At 66.0% G+C, this 14937-nt stretch carries 18 protein-coding genes; 15 read left to right on the top strand and 3 right to left on the bottom strand.

The window, feature by feature from the left end; genetic code table 11:
• Positions 1 to 101: 101 nt before the first annotated feature.
• Positions 102 to 851, bottom strand: coding sequence for an enoyl-CoA hydratase (locus BR47_RS0101245; RefSeq protein WP_020101948.1), 750 nt, complete (start codon positions 849 to 851; stop codon positions 102 to 104).
• Between the two features lie 71 nt (positions 852 to 922).
• Here BR47_RS0101245 and BR47_RS0101240 point away from each other — a divergent pair, with 71 nt between their 5' ends.
• Both BR47_RS0101240 and BR47_RS0101235 read left to right on the top strand, forming a co-directional pair.
• Positions 923 to 1189, top strand: coding sequence for a DUF2277 domain-containing protein (locus BR47_RS0101240; RefSeq protein ID WP_029105342.1), 267 nt, complete (start codon positions 923 to 925; stop codon positions 1187 to 1189).
• Entirely contained in the window at positions 1186 to 1734 is a 549-nt protein-coding gene (locus BR47_RS0101235; RefSeq protein ID WP_029118344.1) for a DUF1802 family protein, read from the top strand. The genes BR47_RS0101240 and BR47_RS0101235 overlap by 4 nt, the downstream gene beginning before the upstream one ends.
• Here the strand turns inward: BR47_RS0101235 and BR47_RS0101230 are convergent.
• Entirely contained in the window at positions 1723 to 3483 is a 1761-nt protein-coding gene (locus BR47_RS0101230; protein WP_090562291.1) for a CocE/NonD family hydrolase, read from the bottom strand. The genes BR47_RS0101235 and BR47_RS0101230 overlap by 12 nt on opposite strands.
• A gap of 29 nt (positions 3484 to 3512) precedes the next feature.
• On the opposite strand from BR47_RS0101230, the gene BR47_RS33640 reads away from it, so the two are divergent.
• Genes BR47_RS33640 through BR47_RS0101215 form a run of 3 tightly spaced genes read left to right on the top strand, consistent with a single transcriptional unit; the run spans position 3513 to position 5109 of the window.
• Positions 3513 to 4418, top strand: a complete 906-nt coding sequence (locus BR47_RS33640; protein ID WP_231506629.1) for a hypothetical protein — start codon at positions 3513 to 3515, stop codon at positions 4416 to 4418.
• Positions 4419 to 4468: 50 nt separating this feature from the next.
• Positions 4469 to 4711, top strand: coding sequence for a type II toxin-antitoxin system VapB family antitoxin (locus tag BR47_RS0101220; protein WP_029118341.1), 243 nt, complete (start codon positions 4469 to 4471; stop codon positions 4709 to 4711).
• Positions 4708 to 5109 carry a type II toxin-antitoxin system VapC family toxin gene (locus BR47_RS0101215; RefSeq protein WP_029118340.1) on the top strand — a complete coding sequence of 134 codons (402 nt, stop codon included), beginning with the start codon at positions 4708 to 4710 and terminating at the stop codon, positions 5107 to 5109. Before BR47_RS0101220 ends, BR47_RS0101215 begins: the two co-directional genes overlap by 4 nt.
• A 31-nt stretch (positions 5110 to 5140) precedes the next feature.
• On the opposite strand, the gene BR47_RS0101210 is transcribed toward BR47_RS0101215, so the two are convergent.
• Positions 5141 to 5716 (bottom strand): DUF3558 domain-containing protein, encoded by a 576-nt coding sequence (locus BR47_RS0101210; protein ID WP_029118339.1) that lies wholly within the window; start codon positions 5714 to 5716, stop codon positions 5141 to 5143.
• A 162-nt stretch (positions 5717 to 5878) separates the two neighbouring features.
• Here BR47_RS0101210 and pptH point away from each other — a divergent pair, with 162 nt between their 5' ends.
• From pptH to BR47_RS0101160, 10 genes are all read left to right on the top strand, one after another.
• Complete coding sequence (gene pptH / locus BR47_RS0101205; protein WP_020101940.1) at positions 5879 to 6820, top strand: ACP phosphodiesterase PptH; 942 nt, start codon at positions 5879 to 5881, stop codon at positions 6818 to 6820.
• Positions 6817 to 7476, top strand: coding sequence for a 4'-phosphopantetheinyl transferase PptT (gene pptT / locus BR47_RS0101200; RefSeq protein ID WP_020101939.1), 660 nt, complete (start codon positions 6817 to 6819; stop codon positions 7474 to 7476). The genes pptH and pptT overlap by 4 nt, the downstream gene beginning before the upstream one ends.
• Positions 7473 to 8375, top strand: coding sequence for a tRNA pseudouridine(55) synthase TruB (gene truB / locus BR47_RS0101195; RefSeq protein ID WP_029118338.1), 903 nt, complete (start codon positions 7473 to 7475; stop codon positions 8373 to 8375). The genes pptT and truB overlap by 4 nt, the downstream gene beginning before the upstream one ends.
• Before the next feature lie 83 nt (positions 8376 to 8458).
• Positions 8459 to 9115: a TetR/AcrR family transcriptional regulator gene (locus BR47_RS0101190; RefSeq protein ID WP_051634579.1), complete on the top strand. Its 657-nt coding sequence runs from the start codon at positions 8459 to 8461 to the stop codon at positions 9113 to 9115.
• A gap of 121 nt (positions 9116 to 9236) precedes the next feature.
• The gene (locus BR47_RS0101185) at positions 9237 to 10442 is read left to right on the top strand and encodes a lipid-transfer protein (protein WP_029118336.1); all 1206 of its coding nucleotides are present in this window, start codon (positions 9237 to 9239) and stop codon (positions 10440 to 10442) included.
• Positions 10443 to 10494: 52 nt separating this feature from the next.
• Complete coding sequence (locus BR47_RS0101180; RefSeq protein WP_020101935.1) at positions 10495 to 10935, top strand: type II toxin-antitoxin system Rv0910 family toxin; 441 nt, start codon at positions 10495 to 10497, stop codon at positions 10933 to 10935.
• A 1-nt stretch (position 10936) separates the two neighbouring features.
• The gene (locus BR47_RS0101175) at positions 10937 to 11812 is read left to right on the top strand and encodes a MaoC/PaaZ C-terminal domain-containing protein (RefSeq protein WP_029118335.1); all 876 of its coding nucleotides are present in this window, start codon (positions 10937 to 10939) and stop codon (positions 11810 to 11812) included.
• Positions 11813 to 11835: 23 nt separating this feature from the next.
• Entirely contained in the window at positions 11836 to 12702 is an 867-nt protein-coding gene (locus BR47_RS0101170; RefSeq protein WP_029118334.1) for an SDR family oxidoreductase, read from the top strand.
• Entirely contained in the window at positions 12699 to 13967 is a 1269-nt protein-coding gene (locus BR47_RS0101165) for an acyl-CoA dehydrogenase family protein (RefSeq protein ID WP_020101932.1), read from the top strand. The genes BR47_RS0101170 and BR47_RS0101165 overlap by 4 nt, the downstream gene beginning before the upstream one ends.
• A complete protein-coding gene (locus BR47_RS0101160) occupies positions 13964 to 14929 on the top strand; it encodes an alpha/beta hydrolase fold domain-containing protein (protein WP_029118333.1) in 966 nt (321 codons plus the stop codon). The genes BR47_RS0101165 and BR47_RS0101160 overlap by 4 nt, the downstream gene beginning before the upstream one ends.
• The last annotated feature ends 8 nt before the right edge of the window (positions 14930 to 14937 follow it).

The raw sequence follows: 14937 nt of genomic DNA, 5'->3' as shown, positions 1-14937 counted from the left end.
AAAAACGTGCCGCTCATCGCCGGTGAGCGGGACGTTCTCGTACAGCTGGAGCGGCGTGTCGGCGTACAAACACGGCCGCTCGCGGGGAGAGGGAACAGCTACTAGACCTGGGTGCGGCCGCGCTGCATGACGGCGTCGCGGTTGGCGGCGATGTCGTTGCCGCTGGAGGCGTCCATCCACTTGCGGGCCGACGCGGCTTCGATCCACAGCCCGGCATCGGTCTGCGAGCCGTCGATCTTGTGGTACGAGTCCAGCAGCGCGCGCACGGCGTTCTGGTTGTTGCCGACGATCGAGGCGGCGACGCGGCGCGCGGTCGGGAGCAGCTCGTCGTGCGGCACCACCTCGGTGACCAGCCCGGCGCGCAGCGCCTCGGCCGCCGACAGGTAGTCGCCGGTCAGGCTCATCCGGCGGGCGAGGCCGACGCCGGCCTTCTGCGGCAGCCGCACACTCAGACCCCAGGTCGGCAGCAGTCCGACACGGGCATGGGTGTCGGCGAACTTGGCGTTCTCCGAGGCGATCAGGATGTCGCAGTACAGCGCCAGCTCCAGGCCGCCGGTGACGGCCGCGCCGTTGATGGCGCCGATGACGGGCTTGGTCATGTTGGGCCACTTCGGCGAGATGTCCGGCAGGTCCGCGCCCTCGCCGAGTTCCTTGAGGTCCAGACCGGCGCAGAACACAGGGTCGGCGCCCGTCAGGATCACCACGTCGACGTCCGGGTCGGCCTCGGCCTGGCGCAGCGCGCCGTAGAAGGCATCGCGCAGCTCGTAGGACAGCGCGTTCCGGGACTTCGGCCGGTTCAGCGTCAGGGTGCGAACCCGGTCGGTGGTGTCGATCAGTAGGACGTCGGTCACGTTGGCTCCTTGCGTTGCGGTCACCCACCGACACCGTAACTTGCGGCCTGAACGCGCCTATCGTGGAGGCCATGTGCCGCAACATCACCGAACTGCGTGGCCTGGAGCCGGCCGCCACGGCCGAGGAGATCGAGGCCGCCGCGCGTCAATACATCCGCAAGGTCAGCGGGATCACCCGTCCCACCGCCGCAAACGTCGACGCCTTCGAAGCCGCGGTCGCGGAGGTCACGGCTGTCACCGAGAGACTGTTGAACCAACTGCCGGCCCGTCGGCAGCCGCCCAAGACGGTGCCGCCGCTGCGGCGGCCCGAGGTGCAGGCGAGGTTGGCCGCCAAGTGAATTCGCCCGCGCTCAAGGAGTGGGGCGCGGCGGTACAGGCGCTGCTCGACGGACGCCAGACGGTGCTGTTGCGCAAGGGCGGTATCGGCGAGAAGCGTTTCGAGGTATCGGCACCGGAGTTCGTGTTCTTCCCGACGGTCGAGCACAGCCACGCGGCGCGGGTCCGTCCTGAGTTCACCGATCTTCTCGAGCAGTCTGCGGGGGACAGCACCGACACCGAGGTGGTACTGCGCGGCGGCGCGAAAGTCGTTGCGGCCGTGCCAGTTGAGCGTCCGGAGCAGCTGGATGCCATCGCCGATCTGCATATTTGGACCGCTGAATCCGTGCAGAACGACCGGCTGGATTTCCGGCCCCGGCACCGGCTGACGGTCCTGGTGGTGCAGGCCAAACCACTCGTGGCACCGGTGCGGCTGCCGCGTACCCCCGACTACGCAGGCTGCCGCAGCTGGGTGGACCTGCCGGTGACGCCCGAGTGGGGACCGCCGGTGTACGACGACGCGGCGCTGGCCGCCATCACCGAGCGGGTGCGCGACTCAGTCGGCTGACAGCGCGACCACCGGCAGCAGCAGCCGGGACACCCCACCGGAGCCGTGGTGCACCGCGTGGGTGGCCGGCACCATCCGCTCGCCCGTGACGACGGGCTCGCCGGTGCCGAGGTTGCGGTCGTACCGCGGGTGGCAACCGCCCGCGACGATCACCCGCAGCCTGGAGCCGGCGGGGATCCGGTGCGCGACTGCGTCGAGTTCGAGTCGGAGGGTCTCGGGCTCGTCGGAAGGTGTTGTCAGCCTGCGGAATCCATCGCTGACGTTGCGGGACTTGCCCTTTGCGTCGACCGCGCTGAGCCGGACGAAGACGTCCCGGTTGGGGTTGTCGCACGACTGGGTCAGCTCGATCACCGGGTTTCCGACCAGGTACAGGTCTTCGGCGAGCGGCTCACCGGTGAAGTCGACGACGTCGGGCCGCCGGCTGAGGGCGGAATCCTCCTGGTAGCCCGCCGCCGACGACAGCAACCGGCCGCCCAGCGTGGGCGTCGGTGCCGCGGGATCGAAGGTGAATCGCGACGGTGGCACGGTGTCGGCGGGCGCGGTCGCGCTGAGCCGGTGCGCCGGCTGCAGGTAGAGCTCGAGTTCGGTGGCGGCCGGTGGCCAGTCCGGCATGGTCAGCCAGCCCTGCCCGTTGACCTCGACCCGGACGGCCGCCCGTTCGGACTCCGGGGTGCGCTCGGCCAGGTGGGTGTCGAGCCAGGCCAGCGATTCCCGCAGCACCGTGGCGCCGCCGCGGGTCATCACCTGGGTGTGGGTCCACGATCCGATGGTGACGGCGGTCGGCACGCCACGCGACTTCAGGCGCTGGAACTGCGTCAGGGTCTGCTCCAGGAACAGGTCTTGCCAGCCGCCGATGAGCAGCACCGGCACGTCGACCTTGTCGAGCGTGTCGGCGAGGGCCATGTTCTCCCAGAACGGGTCGGCGCCGTCGGGGTGGCTCAGCCAGGATTCGTACCAGGTCGCTCCGGAACCCAGTAGCCGGCGTCCGGCGGCTCCGGCCGGCACCTGGTCGTGCGTGCGGGCGACCAGGCGCGGTGCCCGAAAGCGCCGGGTCAGCACGGCCAGCGGTGGATCTTCCTGGTGCGCCATCATGTCGCTCCAGCCCAGGAAGTTGTCGAGCGTGAAAGCGCCGGTGCCCCAGGTTGATTCGGCGAAGTCGTGCGGGCCGACCATGATGATTGCGGCCTTGAGCTCGGGCGGGGGATCGGTGAGCAGCGCCCACTGGGTGAAGCCCAGGTACGACAACCCGATTGTCGCGAACGACCCGGTGAACCACGGCTGATCGCGCAACCAGGCCGCGGTGTCCACGGCGTCGGCGATCTCGTTGACCATCGGTTCGAAGTCGCCACCGGAGCCGAACGTGCCGCGCACACTCTGCAGCAGCACGTGGTAGCCGCGGCGGGCGTATGCAGCGCCGAACACCGGGCCGAAGGGGAACCCTCGGCCGTAGGGGCACCGCACCAGCAGGGTGCCCTTCGCAGTGCCGGTGGGCGCGTAGTGGCTACCGACGAGTTCGACGCCGTCGCGCATCGGGGTGGTGACGCGGCTGACGGTGTAGTCCGTCGTCGGGGGTGGGACGCCGAGGATGCGGCTCAGTAGTCGGGAAGCGAAGCGGGTGGTTCGTGAGCTCACGTTTTCGAAGGGTACCCACTTGCTGGGGACCGTGACGGCCGTGAGCGCCTCCGACGCTTGTGGACCGCAATCTGTCGGACCCCCGGAGTAGACCGGACTCAGGCCGGTGCGGCACATGTCTGCACCCCACGAGGCGGGGGGATCCGATGGGTAATCGAGCGAACATTGTTGTCGTGAAAGACCAAGAGTGGCAGTACGTTTACTCACACTGCGAGGGCTGCCGCATGGTGGACCTATTGATCGGCGGACCGGACCTGGCGCTGGAATTCCTGGAATCGCTGCGGCGGCAGAATTCCCATGACTGGTGGACCGATCCGCTGTGGTGCGACGGTGGTGCGGTCTTCGATTTCGACCGGCGGCGGGTCGTGTTCTTCGGCGACGGCCTCATGGTGGACATGCCGTTCCGGCGTACCATCCTGGCGGCGCTCACCGAGGTGTGGCCGGGCTATGAGATCTGCTACGCCTACGACGGCACCGCCGAAATTGGCGGATACGTCGGGAGGCGGTTTGACCTACCGCCACTGGACGTCCTCTCCATACCGAAGCTGGCAAGATCGCGAAATGCTTTGTGCCACTTGGTTTCCGTGATCGACGCGTCGGGGGAGCTGCGGATGTGGCCGTTGTGGTGGGGCGACAGCAAGGCATGGCACGGGCCGGCTCTGCTCGAGAAGCTGCCGGGTAAAGGCGTCCAGCGACTGAAGCTGGGCAAGATCCCCGAAGGCGGGGTGCATATCGATGTGCCCCGAAATGCGGTCGGGGTGTGGAACACCGCCGACGTCTTGGGTGTGTTCCGGGCGCTGCCTGAGTTGTGGAGCGGCTGGCGGACCGAATGCTGGGAGGATCGCTACGAAGAGCAACTCGCCGCCTGCGGGGGTGCGCTGCGACTGCCCGCGGTGGAGGAGGCAGATTTCGACGAAGTTCTGAATTGGTTGCGCGAGAGAGCATGCGGTATGGACCGCAGCTACGCTGCTGTCCCTCCGAGTGCAGACCAATGGGCCCGGTTCGCGGCGGCCTATGAGCGTGCGCGGCGACGCCAGGTGAAATCGGCATGACCGCCCCGAAGGAATATTGGTACCATCGAAGGGGTAGGAAGGTACCAATCATGGCGCTGAATATCAAAGACCCGGCCGTCCATGACGCCGTGAAAGAGATCGCAAGGATCACCGGCGAGTCGCAGGCGCAGGCCGTCGCGACAGCGGTGAACGATCGGCTGCGACGATTGCAGGCCGATGACCTGGCAGAGCGCTTGCTGGATATTGCCCGCAGTATCAGGAGTCGGCTGGGCTCCGAGGGACTTCCCGACCATGGCGAGCTGCTTTACGACGAATACGGACTGCCCAAATGATCGTGGACACATCGGCCATCGTCGCGCTGATTGCTGACGAGGACGACGTGGGAGTCTATGCCCGGGCGATCGCCGCCGCAGTGGCGCCGCGGTTGTCGGCGGCAAGCTATCTCGAATGCGGAATCGTCCTGGATGCACGCCGTGATCCAGTCATCAGTACGCGGTTCGATGACCTGGTGGATAGCGCCGGATTCGTCATCGAACCGGTGACCGAGCGTCAGGCCCGGCTGGCCCGCCAGGCCTATCGTGACTTCGGGAAAGGCAGTGGCCACCCAGCGGGCCTGAACTTCGGTGACTGCTTCGCATATGCACTGGCGATCGACTGCCGCGAGCCATTGCTGTGGAAGGGCGATGACTTCGGACACACGGGTGTCCGGTCAGCGCTCGAGTCCAACTAGACGTGGCGACACAGGGCCCGTCGCCTCGCGATCAGAACTTGTAGAACGGCACCAGCTGGTTGGCGCGCTGCAGGTTTGTCTGCAGGCAGTCCGGGCGGTCCGGCGACTCGATCGGCGAGTAGAACAGCGACTGGTTGATCAGGCCGTAGCTGGTCTTGAAGGTGATCATGCAGGTCACCCACCACCGGTCATTCCAGTCGGTCGGCTTCATGATCCAGTACTGCGCGGCGCGGTGTCCGGCGATGTTCAGCTCGACGGCGTCGGCCGGCAGCGTCTGCTCGTAGGTGCGCCAGACGATCGGCTCGACGGCCACCTGGTAGTTACCGGCGTCGTAGTGGCAACGCAGGCCGTCTTCATGGTCGGGCGGGGTGAACGCCAGGCCCATGGCGTTGATGGCGTCGAGCGGAATCTGATCGCACGGGTCGAATGGGCTCGGGTTCGTCGTGGAGATGATCGGCGACTTGATGGTGCTGCTGAGTGGAGCGGAGGTGGAGCGTAGCTCTACGTTGTCGCCGCCGGTCGGTGACACCGGGTTGGTCTGTGTGACCACCACGCCTGCCGTCACGAGCGCACACAGCGCCGACACCAGCCGCAGTTTCCCGGCCATCGTTGCCATGACACCCCTTAGATCCGAGCAATACTGCGGGGAGTCTACAAGTCGCCTGCGTCACACCGGACAGGATGGGAGAACCTGTTCTAGTTTCTCCCGCTGCGCGGGACGGTTGGCACTTCAGCGGGTGTTGCTGCCACCCAAGTAGGCTGGATTTTTGTGTCGACCCAGCCGACCCTTTGGGCAATCAGTGACCTGCACATCGGGCATACCGGAAACAAGCCGGTCACCGAGTCGCTGCACCCGGCCTCGCCGGACGACTGGCTGATCGTCGCCGGTGACGTCGCCGAGCGCACCGACGACATCCGGTGGTCCCTGGACCTGCTGCGCAAGCGTTTCGCCAAGGTGATCTGGGTGCCGGGCAACCACGAACTGTGGACCACCAACAAGGACCCGATGCAGATCTTCGGGAAGGCCCGCTACGACTACCTGGTCGACATGTGCGACCAGATGGGCATCGTGACCCCCGAGCATCCGTTCCCGGTCTGGACCGGCCCCGGCGGCGCGGCGACGATCGTGCCGATGTTCCTGCTGTACGACTACAGCTTCCTGCCCGCGGGCACCGCCACGAAGGCCGAGGGGCTCGCGGTGGCCAAGGAGCGCAACGTCGTCGGCACCGACGAGTTCCTGCTGTCGAGCGAGCCGTACGCCACCCGGGACGCGTGGTGCCGGGACCGGGTGAACATCACCCGTAAGAAGCTCGACGACCTGGACTGGATGGAGTCCACGGTCCTGGTCAACCACTTCCCCCTGGTGCGCGAACCCTGCGACGCCATGTTCTATCCGGAGTTCTCGCTGTGGTGCGGCACCACGGCGACCAAGGACTGGCACACCCGCTACAACGCCATCTGCTCGGTATACGGCCACCTGCACATCCCGCGCACCACCTACTACGACGGGGTGCGGTTCGAGGAGGTCTCGGTCGGCTATCCGCGAGAGTGGCGGCGCCGCAAGCCTTATCGGTGGATGCGCCAAATCCTGCCGGACCCCCAGTACCCACCCGGCTACCTCAACGACTTCGGTGGTCACTTCGAGATCACCCAGGAAATGCGGGAGCACGCGCAGAAGATGCAGGACCGAATCAATTCGAGGCGACTGTGACCTTGCTGACCCAGGTGCTGCCCGACGTGGTAGCCACCGCCGAGACCTATTCCGACCCGGCCGATCTGGTTCCACTGCCGGAGGAAGAACCGCTGATCGCGCGCTCGGTGGCCAAACGGCGCAACGAGTTCATCACCGTGCGGCACTGCGCCCGTGAGGCATTGGGCAAGCTCGACGTCGGCCCGGTCCCGATCCTCAAGGGGGACAAGGGTGAACCGTGCTGGCCCGACGGGATCGTCGGCAGCCTGACGCACTGCGAGGGCTTCCGTGGCGCCGTCGTGGCCCGCGCCACCGAGGTGCGGTCTGTCGGTATCGACGCCGAACCGCACGGCGTGCTGCCCAAGGGCGTGCTTGGCGCCGTCGCGTTGCCTGCCGAGCAGGACGCCGTGACGACGCTGGAGGGTGACCTGCACTGGGACCGGATCCTGTTCTGCGCCAAGGAGGCGACGTACAAGGCCTGGTTCCCGTTGACCCACCGTTGGCTGGGTTTCGAGGACGCGCACATCACCTTCGAGCTGGATTCGTCGGGGACTTCGGGCACGTTTCTGTCGCGCATCCTCATCGACCCGGCCGCTGAGTCGGGGCCGCCGTTGACCGAACTGCCGGGACGTTTCACGGTGTCCAACGGCCTTGTCCTGACGGCGATCTCACTGTGAAGGCTGCATCGAAGCCGGCCCCGCCACCCGGCCTGGTGATCGTCGACAAACCCGCCGGGATGACGAGCCATGACGTCGTCGGCCGGTGCCGGCGACTGTTCGGCACCCGCAAAGTGGGGCATGCCGGCACTTTGGACCCGATGGCCACCGGCGTGCTGGTGGTCGGCATCGAACGGGCCACCAAGATCCTCGGTCTGCTGACCGCCACCGACAAGCAGTACATCGCGACCATCCGGCTCGGCCAGACCACGTCGACCGAAGACGCCGAAGGCGAAGTGCTGGAGACGGTTTCGGCCGCGCACGTGACCGACGACAAGATCGAGTCGGCGGTCGCGGCATTGCGGGGCGAGATCGACCAGGTGCCATCGGCCGTGAGTGCCATCAAGGTCGACGGCGAGCGCGCGTACAAGCTGGTCCGCGAAGGCAAGGCGCCGGAACTGGCGGCGCGCCGGGTGCGGATCTCTCGGTTCACTGTTGACGCGGTGCGGCGCGTCGAGGAATTCGTCGACGTCGACGTGACCGTGGACTGCTCGTCGGGCACCTACATTCGGGCGCTGGCCCGTGATGTCGGCGCGACGCTCGGTGTCGGCGGGCACCTGACGGCATTGCGGCGAACCAAGGTTGGTCGCTACGGCTTGGACGAGGCGCGGACGTTGGAGCAGCTGACCGACGCCGCCGAATTGAGCTACTCGCTGGATGCGGCTTGTCTGCTGGGGTTCCCGCGCAGGGACCTGACCGACGCCGAGACCGAGGACACGCGCCATGGCCGGGCCCTCGCGCCGGCCGGCATCGAGGGCACCTACGCCGCGACCGCTGCCGATGGGCGCGTGATCGCCCTGTTGGAGGACGGGCCCAAACGCACCAGCAGCGTCGTGGTGCTGCGCCCGGCCACGCTGTAGCGGCGGCCACAGATGGCGCATTTACGTACCAATTGGAATGGTTTCTGCCCGGAATTCACCTTTTGGCCACGTACGATGCAATCGTGACCGCAGGTGTGGAGGGGCAGGCCAAGCGCCGTACCCAGGCCGAGCGCAGTGCCGCCATGCGTACCCGCCTGCTCGATGCCACAGTGGATTGCCTGGTCACCTACGGTTATTCCGGGACCACGACGCAACGTGTCGCGGAAATCGCCGGCGTGACGCGTGGCGCCCAAGTTCACCATTTCCGGTCCAAGGAAGATCTTGTCGCCGCAGCGATCGAGCACCTCGCCGAGCAGCGCGTGCAGGCCGCCATCCGCGATCTCGGACGGGTGGCGAACAGCCCGGATCCGGTGACGATGACGCTGGACTACCTGTGGGAATCCCACCAGGGACCGATCTTCGTGGCGACCCTGGAGCTCTGGGTGGCGGCGCGTACTGACCGGGTGCTGGCCGAGCATATTGAGCGTGTCGAACCCATCGTCACGGGTGCGCTGATCAGCGCACTGGCCCAACTGATTCCGAGCCGGGCCGCACAGAAGGACTTGCGCGACCTGGCGTTCACCGCAATGGATGCGTTGCGGGGGATTCTGCTCTTGGCCTTCGTGGATCGGGATACGAAGAAGGCGCGCAAGCGCTGGGCCCGGGTGTGTGAGCAGCTACGCGGCATGTTTGTCGAGGCTCTGGCCGTTCAACCCGGCAACGCCGAAATCACTTCCTAGCCAGCTCTTTTCGTTTTTGCCAGAGATCGCTCGGCTGATCGAGCCGGGGTATTCGGCTACCCTCTTGTAAAGATACAAACAGGTTGGTATGTTATCGACCCGCACAGAAAGAGAGGGTTTCATGCCCAACAAGGTGTATGTGATCGGCGTCGGGATGACGAAGTTCGAGAAGCCCGGTTCTCGGCTCAATCTGGACGGGTCGGCGTGGGACTACCCGGATATGGCCCGCGAGTCCGGGTCAAAAGCGTTGGCGGACGCAGGGATTGACTATCGCGAAGTTCAGGAGGCCTATGTCGGCTACGTCTACGGCGAGTCGACCTCGGGGCAGCGCGCGGTCTACGAGCTGGGGATGACGGGCATCCCGGTGGTGAACGTCAACAACAACTGTTCGACCGGATCCACCGCGCTGTACCTCGCCGCACGAGCGGTGCGCAGCGGCCTCGCCGACTGCACGCTGGCGCTCGGTTTCGAGAAGATGCAGCCCGGCTCGCTCGGTTCCACCTACGACGACCGCGAACAGCCCATGGCCAAGCACATCATGGCGATGGCGGAAATCTCGGAGGTGCTGTTCCCGCCGGCGCCGTGGATGTTTGGTGCCGCCGGCCGTGAGCACATGAAGCAATTCGGCTCGACCGCAGAGCATTTCGCCAAGATCGGCTACAAGAACCACAAGCACTCGGTCAACAACCCGTACGCGCAGTTCCAGGACGAATACAGCCTTGAGGACATCCTGGCCGCGCGGATGATCTACGACCCGCTGACCAAGCTGCAGTGCTCGCCGACGTCGGACGGATCCGGTGCGGCGATCCTGGCCAGTGAAGCGTTCGTCGAGAAGCACGGGTTGGCTGGGCAGGCCGTCGAGATCGTCGGGCAGGCGATGACCACCGACTTCGAGAACAGCTTCGACGGCACCTGCAAGGCGCTCATCGGCTACTACATGAATGTCGCTGCCGCCCAGCAGGTTTACGAGCAGTCGGAACTCGGGGCCGAGGACTTCCAGGTCATCGAACTGCACGACTGCTTCAGCGCCAACGAACTGCTGCTCTACGAAGCCCTGGGCCTGTGCGGCGAAGGTGAAGCGGCCAAGCTCATCGACAACGGCGACACCACCTATGGCGGGAGGTGGGTGGTCAACCCGTCGGGCGGGCTCATCTCCAAGGGGCATCCGCTGGGTGCCACCGGCCTGGCGCAATGTGCCGAACTCACCTGGCAGCTGCGCGGTACCGCGGACAAGCGGCAGGTCGAGAACGTCACGGCCGCCCTGCAGCACAACATCGGCTTGGGCGGGGCGGCCGTCGTCACCGCCTACCAGCGCGCCGAGCGCTGAACCGAAACATCTAACAACACAACACATCCAATCAGAACTGAGGAGCACCATCATGGGACACATCGAAGCAACCAAGCAGCTGTCGGCCTCACCGGAGGCGTTGTGGGCGATTGTTTCCGATCTGCCCAACTGGGACAAGTGGTTCACCGTCCACGAGAAGTGGCTGTGTGACGTGCCGGCAACGGTCACACCGGGCACCACGCTGACCGCGAAGATCGTCATGCTCGGCATGGCCAACAAGATCGAATGGACGATCCAGAAGATGGAGGCGCCGACCACGTTCGTGCTGTCCGGCACTGGTATGGCCGGCGTCAAGGCGCTCTTCGAGTTCACCGTGACCCCATCGGGCAGCGGCTCGGAGTTCAAGGTGGCCGGCGACTTCGAGGGCGCGCTGGTCAAGGGTGCGCTGGCCAAGGCGGTCGAGAAGGACGGCGCCAAGCAGCTCGACAAGACACTCGAGCAGCTCGACGCACTTGCGTCGGCGGCGGTCTGAAATGGCCGACGAGGAACTGGTTTTCGATGACTCCGGGTTGAACAAATGGACAGACGACGACCACTTCGAGGTCACCCGGGAACATCTCATCGACTACGCCAAGGCCACCAACGACCCGATATCCGCGCATCTTGCGGGTGATGTCGCGCCGCCGATCTTCGCGATCGTGCCGGTGTTCGAATCCCTATTGACGCCCACCGTCGATGTGGCACCCGTGGAGTTGATTCCTCGGGTGGTTCACGGGGAACAGGACTTTCACTTCCATCGGCCGATCTATCCGGGTGACAAACTGGTGTCACGCGGCATGATGCTCGGCTACGAAGGGCTCGAGAACGGCACGCGAGCATCGGTTTACCTCGAATGTCGGACCGATGACGGCGATCTCGTCAACGAACAGTACGTGACGTGCTTCTTCCGCGGGTTCAACGCCGGCAAGAAGATTGGTGAATTGGGCCCGAATCACAAGTTCGACGCCGCGCTGCGCGACCAGCCCCCACTGGCGAAAGTCGTTCAGCATGTCGATGCGGACCAGACGTTCCGCTACTCACCGGCATCGGGCGATCCGATGCCGATCCACCTCGACGAAGAGGTGGCCAAGGACGCGGGACTGCCGGGCATCATCGCCCATGGCCTGTGCACCATGGCATTCACCTCGTGGGCCTTGCTGACCGAGGTCGGTGGGGAAGATGTCAACGGGCTCAAGAGATTTGCCGTCCGATTCTCCAAGATGGTCTTCCCAGGTGACGATCTGGAGACCCGAATCTGGCAGTCGGGCCGCGGCAACCGCACCACCAGGTACGCGTTCGAGACGGTACGAAACGGAACCGCCGGCGAGGAATTCGCCATCACCGACGGCCTCGCCGTCTTCGCCGACTAATCGACTTGAAAGGACTGCACAACATGGGAGCTCTGGAAGGACGGATCGCCGTCATCACCGGCGCAGGGCGCGGCATCGGCCGCGAGCACGCGCTGCTGTTCGCCCGGGAAGGCGCCAGCGTCGTCGTCAATGACCTCGGTGGCAGCAACACCGGTGAGGGTGCCGACGCCGGCCCGGCGCAAGAGGTTGTCGACGAGATCCGCGCCGCTGGCGGTAAGGCCGTCACCAACACCGACAACATCGCCACGTGGGATGGCGCGGCCGGCCTGATCGACCAGGCGGTCAGCGAGTTCGGCGGCCTGGACGTCGTGGTGAACAACGCCGGGATCCTGCGCGACGGCTTCATCCCGACCATGGAGGAATCCCAATGGGACGCCGTGGTGACGGTGCATCTCAAAGGTCACTTCTCGGTGCTCCGGCACGCCGCCGCGTACTGGAAGGCGCAGAGCAAGGCCGGCAACCAGCCGAATGCCGCGGTGATCAACACGGCATCGGGATCGGGTCTCACCGTCCCGAACGCCGGGCAGGTGAATTACGGTGCGGCCAAAGCCGGCATCGCCGCGATGACCTTGGTCGCGGCCGAAGAGCTGGAACGTTATGGCGTGCGGGCCAATGCGATTGCCCCGATCGCGCGGACCCGGCTGACGCTGGCCACGCCGGGCATGGGTGCCCTGATGGCCGAGCCCGACGACGGCGAGGTCGACCTGTTCAGCCCGGCGAACATCTCGCCGTTGGTGGCGTACCTGGCGACCGAGAAGTGCCCGCTGACCGGCAAGGTCTTCGCGGTGCAGGGCGGTGCGATCTCTGAGCTCGGTTGCTGGCACGACCTGACCACCATCGAGACCGACGGTCTGTGGGAGATCGACGACATCGCGGGGCGGCTGTCATGATCGAGTGGTCCGAATCCGATGAGCTCATTCGCGACAGCGTCCGCGAGTTCATCGACAAGCAGATCGAGCCGCACCGCGACGGCCTGGAGCGCGGTGAGGTGTCGCCGTATCCGATCGCGCGAAAACTGTTCAGCGAGTTCGGTCTTGACGCGGTGGCTGCCGAAGCCATCAAGACCATGCTGGAGAAGGAACGGGCCAAAGCCGCGGCGATCGCCGCGGGGGAGCCCAAGCCCGAGAAGAGCGACCGGTCGTCGGGCGGCCTGGGCGATCTGGGTGGCCAGATTTCGATGGCGGCCGTGCTGGTGTCCGAACTGGCCGGTGTCAGCATCGGACTGCTGAGCACCCTCGGCGTCAGTCTCGGTCTCGGCGCGGCCACCATCGCCAGCCGCGGCACGCTGGCGCAGAAGGAGCGCTGGCTGCCCGAGTTGGTGACACTGGAGAAGATCGCGTGCTGGGCGATCACCGAGCCGGACGCCGGCTCAGATGCGTTCGGCGGCATGAAGACCTACGTCAAGCGCGACGGGGCCGACTACATCCTCAACGGCCAGAAGACGTTCATCACCAACGGTCCTGATGCCGACGTGCTGATCGTCTACGCCAAGTTGGATGAAGGCGATCCCGATGCCGACCGCCGCAACCGCAAGGTCCTCACCTTCGTCCTGGACTCGGGCATGCCGGGCCTGACGCAGGGCAAGGCCTTCAAGAAGATGGGCATGATGTCCTCGCCGACCGGCGAGTTGTTCTTCGACAACGTGCGCATCACGCCGGACCGGTTGCTCGGCGAGACCGAGGACCACGGTGGCGGAGACGGGCGGGAAAGTGCCCGAGCCAATTTCGCCGCCGAGCGGCTCGGCGTGGCGTTGATGGCGCTGGGCATCATCAACGAATGTCATCGGCGTTGCCTCGACTACGCCAAGACCCGCACGCTGTGGGGCCAGAACATCGGCCAGTTCCAGCTGATCCAGCTCAAGCTGGCCAAGATGGAGATTGCGCGAATCAACGTGCAGAACATGGTGTTCCAGACGCTGGAGAAGGTGCAGGCCGGAAAGATTCCGTCGCTGTCCGAAGCGTCCGCGGTGAAGCTGTACTCCTCGGAGGCGGCCACCGATGTGGCCATGGATGCGGTGCAGTTGTTCGGCGGCAACGGCTACATGGCCGAGTACCGGGTGGAACAGCTGGCCCGGGACGCCAAGTCGCTGATGATCTATGCCGGCAGCAACGAGGTACAGGTGACCCACATCGCGAAGGGACTGCTCGCCGGATGAGCACGGCGGACCCACTCACTGTCATGGCGATGGTCGATCGGCTGACCGGGAATTCGGCGGCGCGAGTAGTCGCCGGCGCCGCCATCCGGCTACTGGTGGCCAACCCGCGGCTGATCACGCTGATGCGTCCGGTCGCCAACAAGGCGATCGTCCGCCTCGCACCGGTCGTCGCGGGCACGACGGTCGACCCCGTCGACGCGCCGCTGCGTGGTGAGTGGGTCCGTGCACCGGCCGCCCGCGACGATGCGGGCGTCCTACTGGTGCTGCACGGCAGCGGATACCTGGTCTGCTCACCGCGCACGCACCGTGGATTCGCGTCGTGCCTGTCGCAGCACTCCGGGCTGCCGGGCTTGGTCGTCGAGTACCCCTTGGCACCTGAGCACACCTTTCCCGCCGCCGAGGACGCCGCAATGGCTGCCTATCGATGGCTGCTGAGCCAGGGCTACGACGCGCGCAAAGTGGTGATCGCCGGTGATTCGGCCGGCGGCCACCTCGCGGTGGCGGTGGCCTTGCGGGCCAAGCGGGAAGGCCTACCGGCGCCTGCCGCACTCGCGTTGTGGGGTCCGTTGATCGATCCGTCCTACCGGGCGCCGATCGTCGATCCCCGGGTACGTCGGCAGCCCTTCGACCCGCGGGCCGCAGCTCGCGCGTTGGCGTTGTATGTCGGTGACGCGGACATCGCCGATCCGCGGCTGTGCCTGCTCAACGCCGATCTCGTGGGGCTACCGCCGATTCAATTACATTACGGCACAAGGGAAGTCATGCGCGCCGACGCCGAATCTTTCGCGGCCCGAGTGACGGCGTCCGGCGGTCATTGCGAACAACGGGTGTGGACAGGGCTGGCGCATGCCTACTGGATGGTTCCACGGAGCCACGACGGCAGTTTGGACAGCATGCGGGCCGGCGGCGAGTTCCTGCGCGCCGCCGTGGCTCAGCCATATCAGCCCATGGCGCAGGAGTGAGGGGCGAG

Source organism: Mycobacterium sp. UNC410CL29Cvi84 (assembly GCF_000686745.1).
Taxonomy (GTDB): Bacteria; Actinomycetota; Actinomycetes; order Mycobacteriales; family Mycobacteriaceae; genus Mycobacterium; species Mycobacterium mucogenicum_B.
This window is presented reverse-complemented; position numbering and strand designations above follow the sequence as displayed.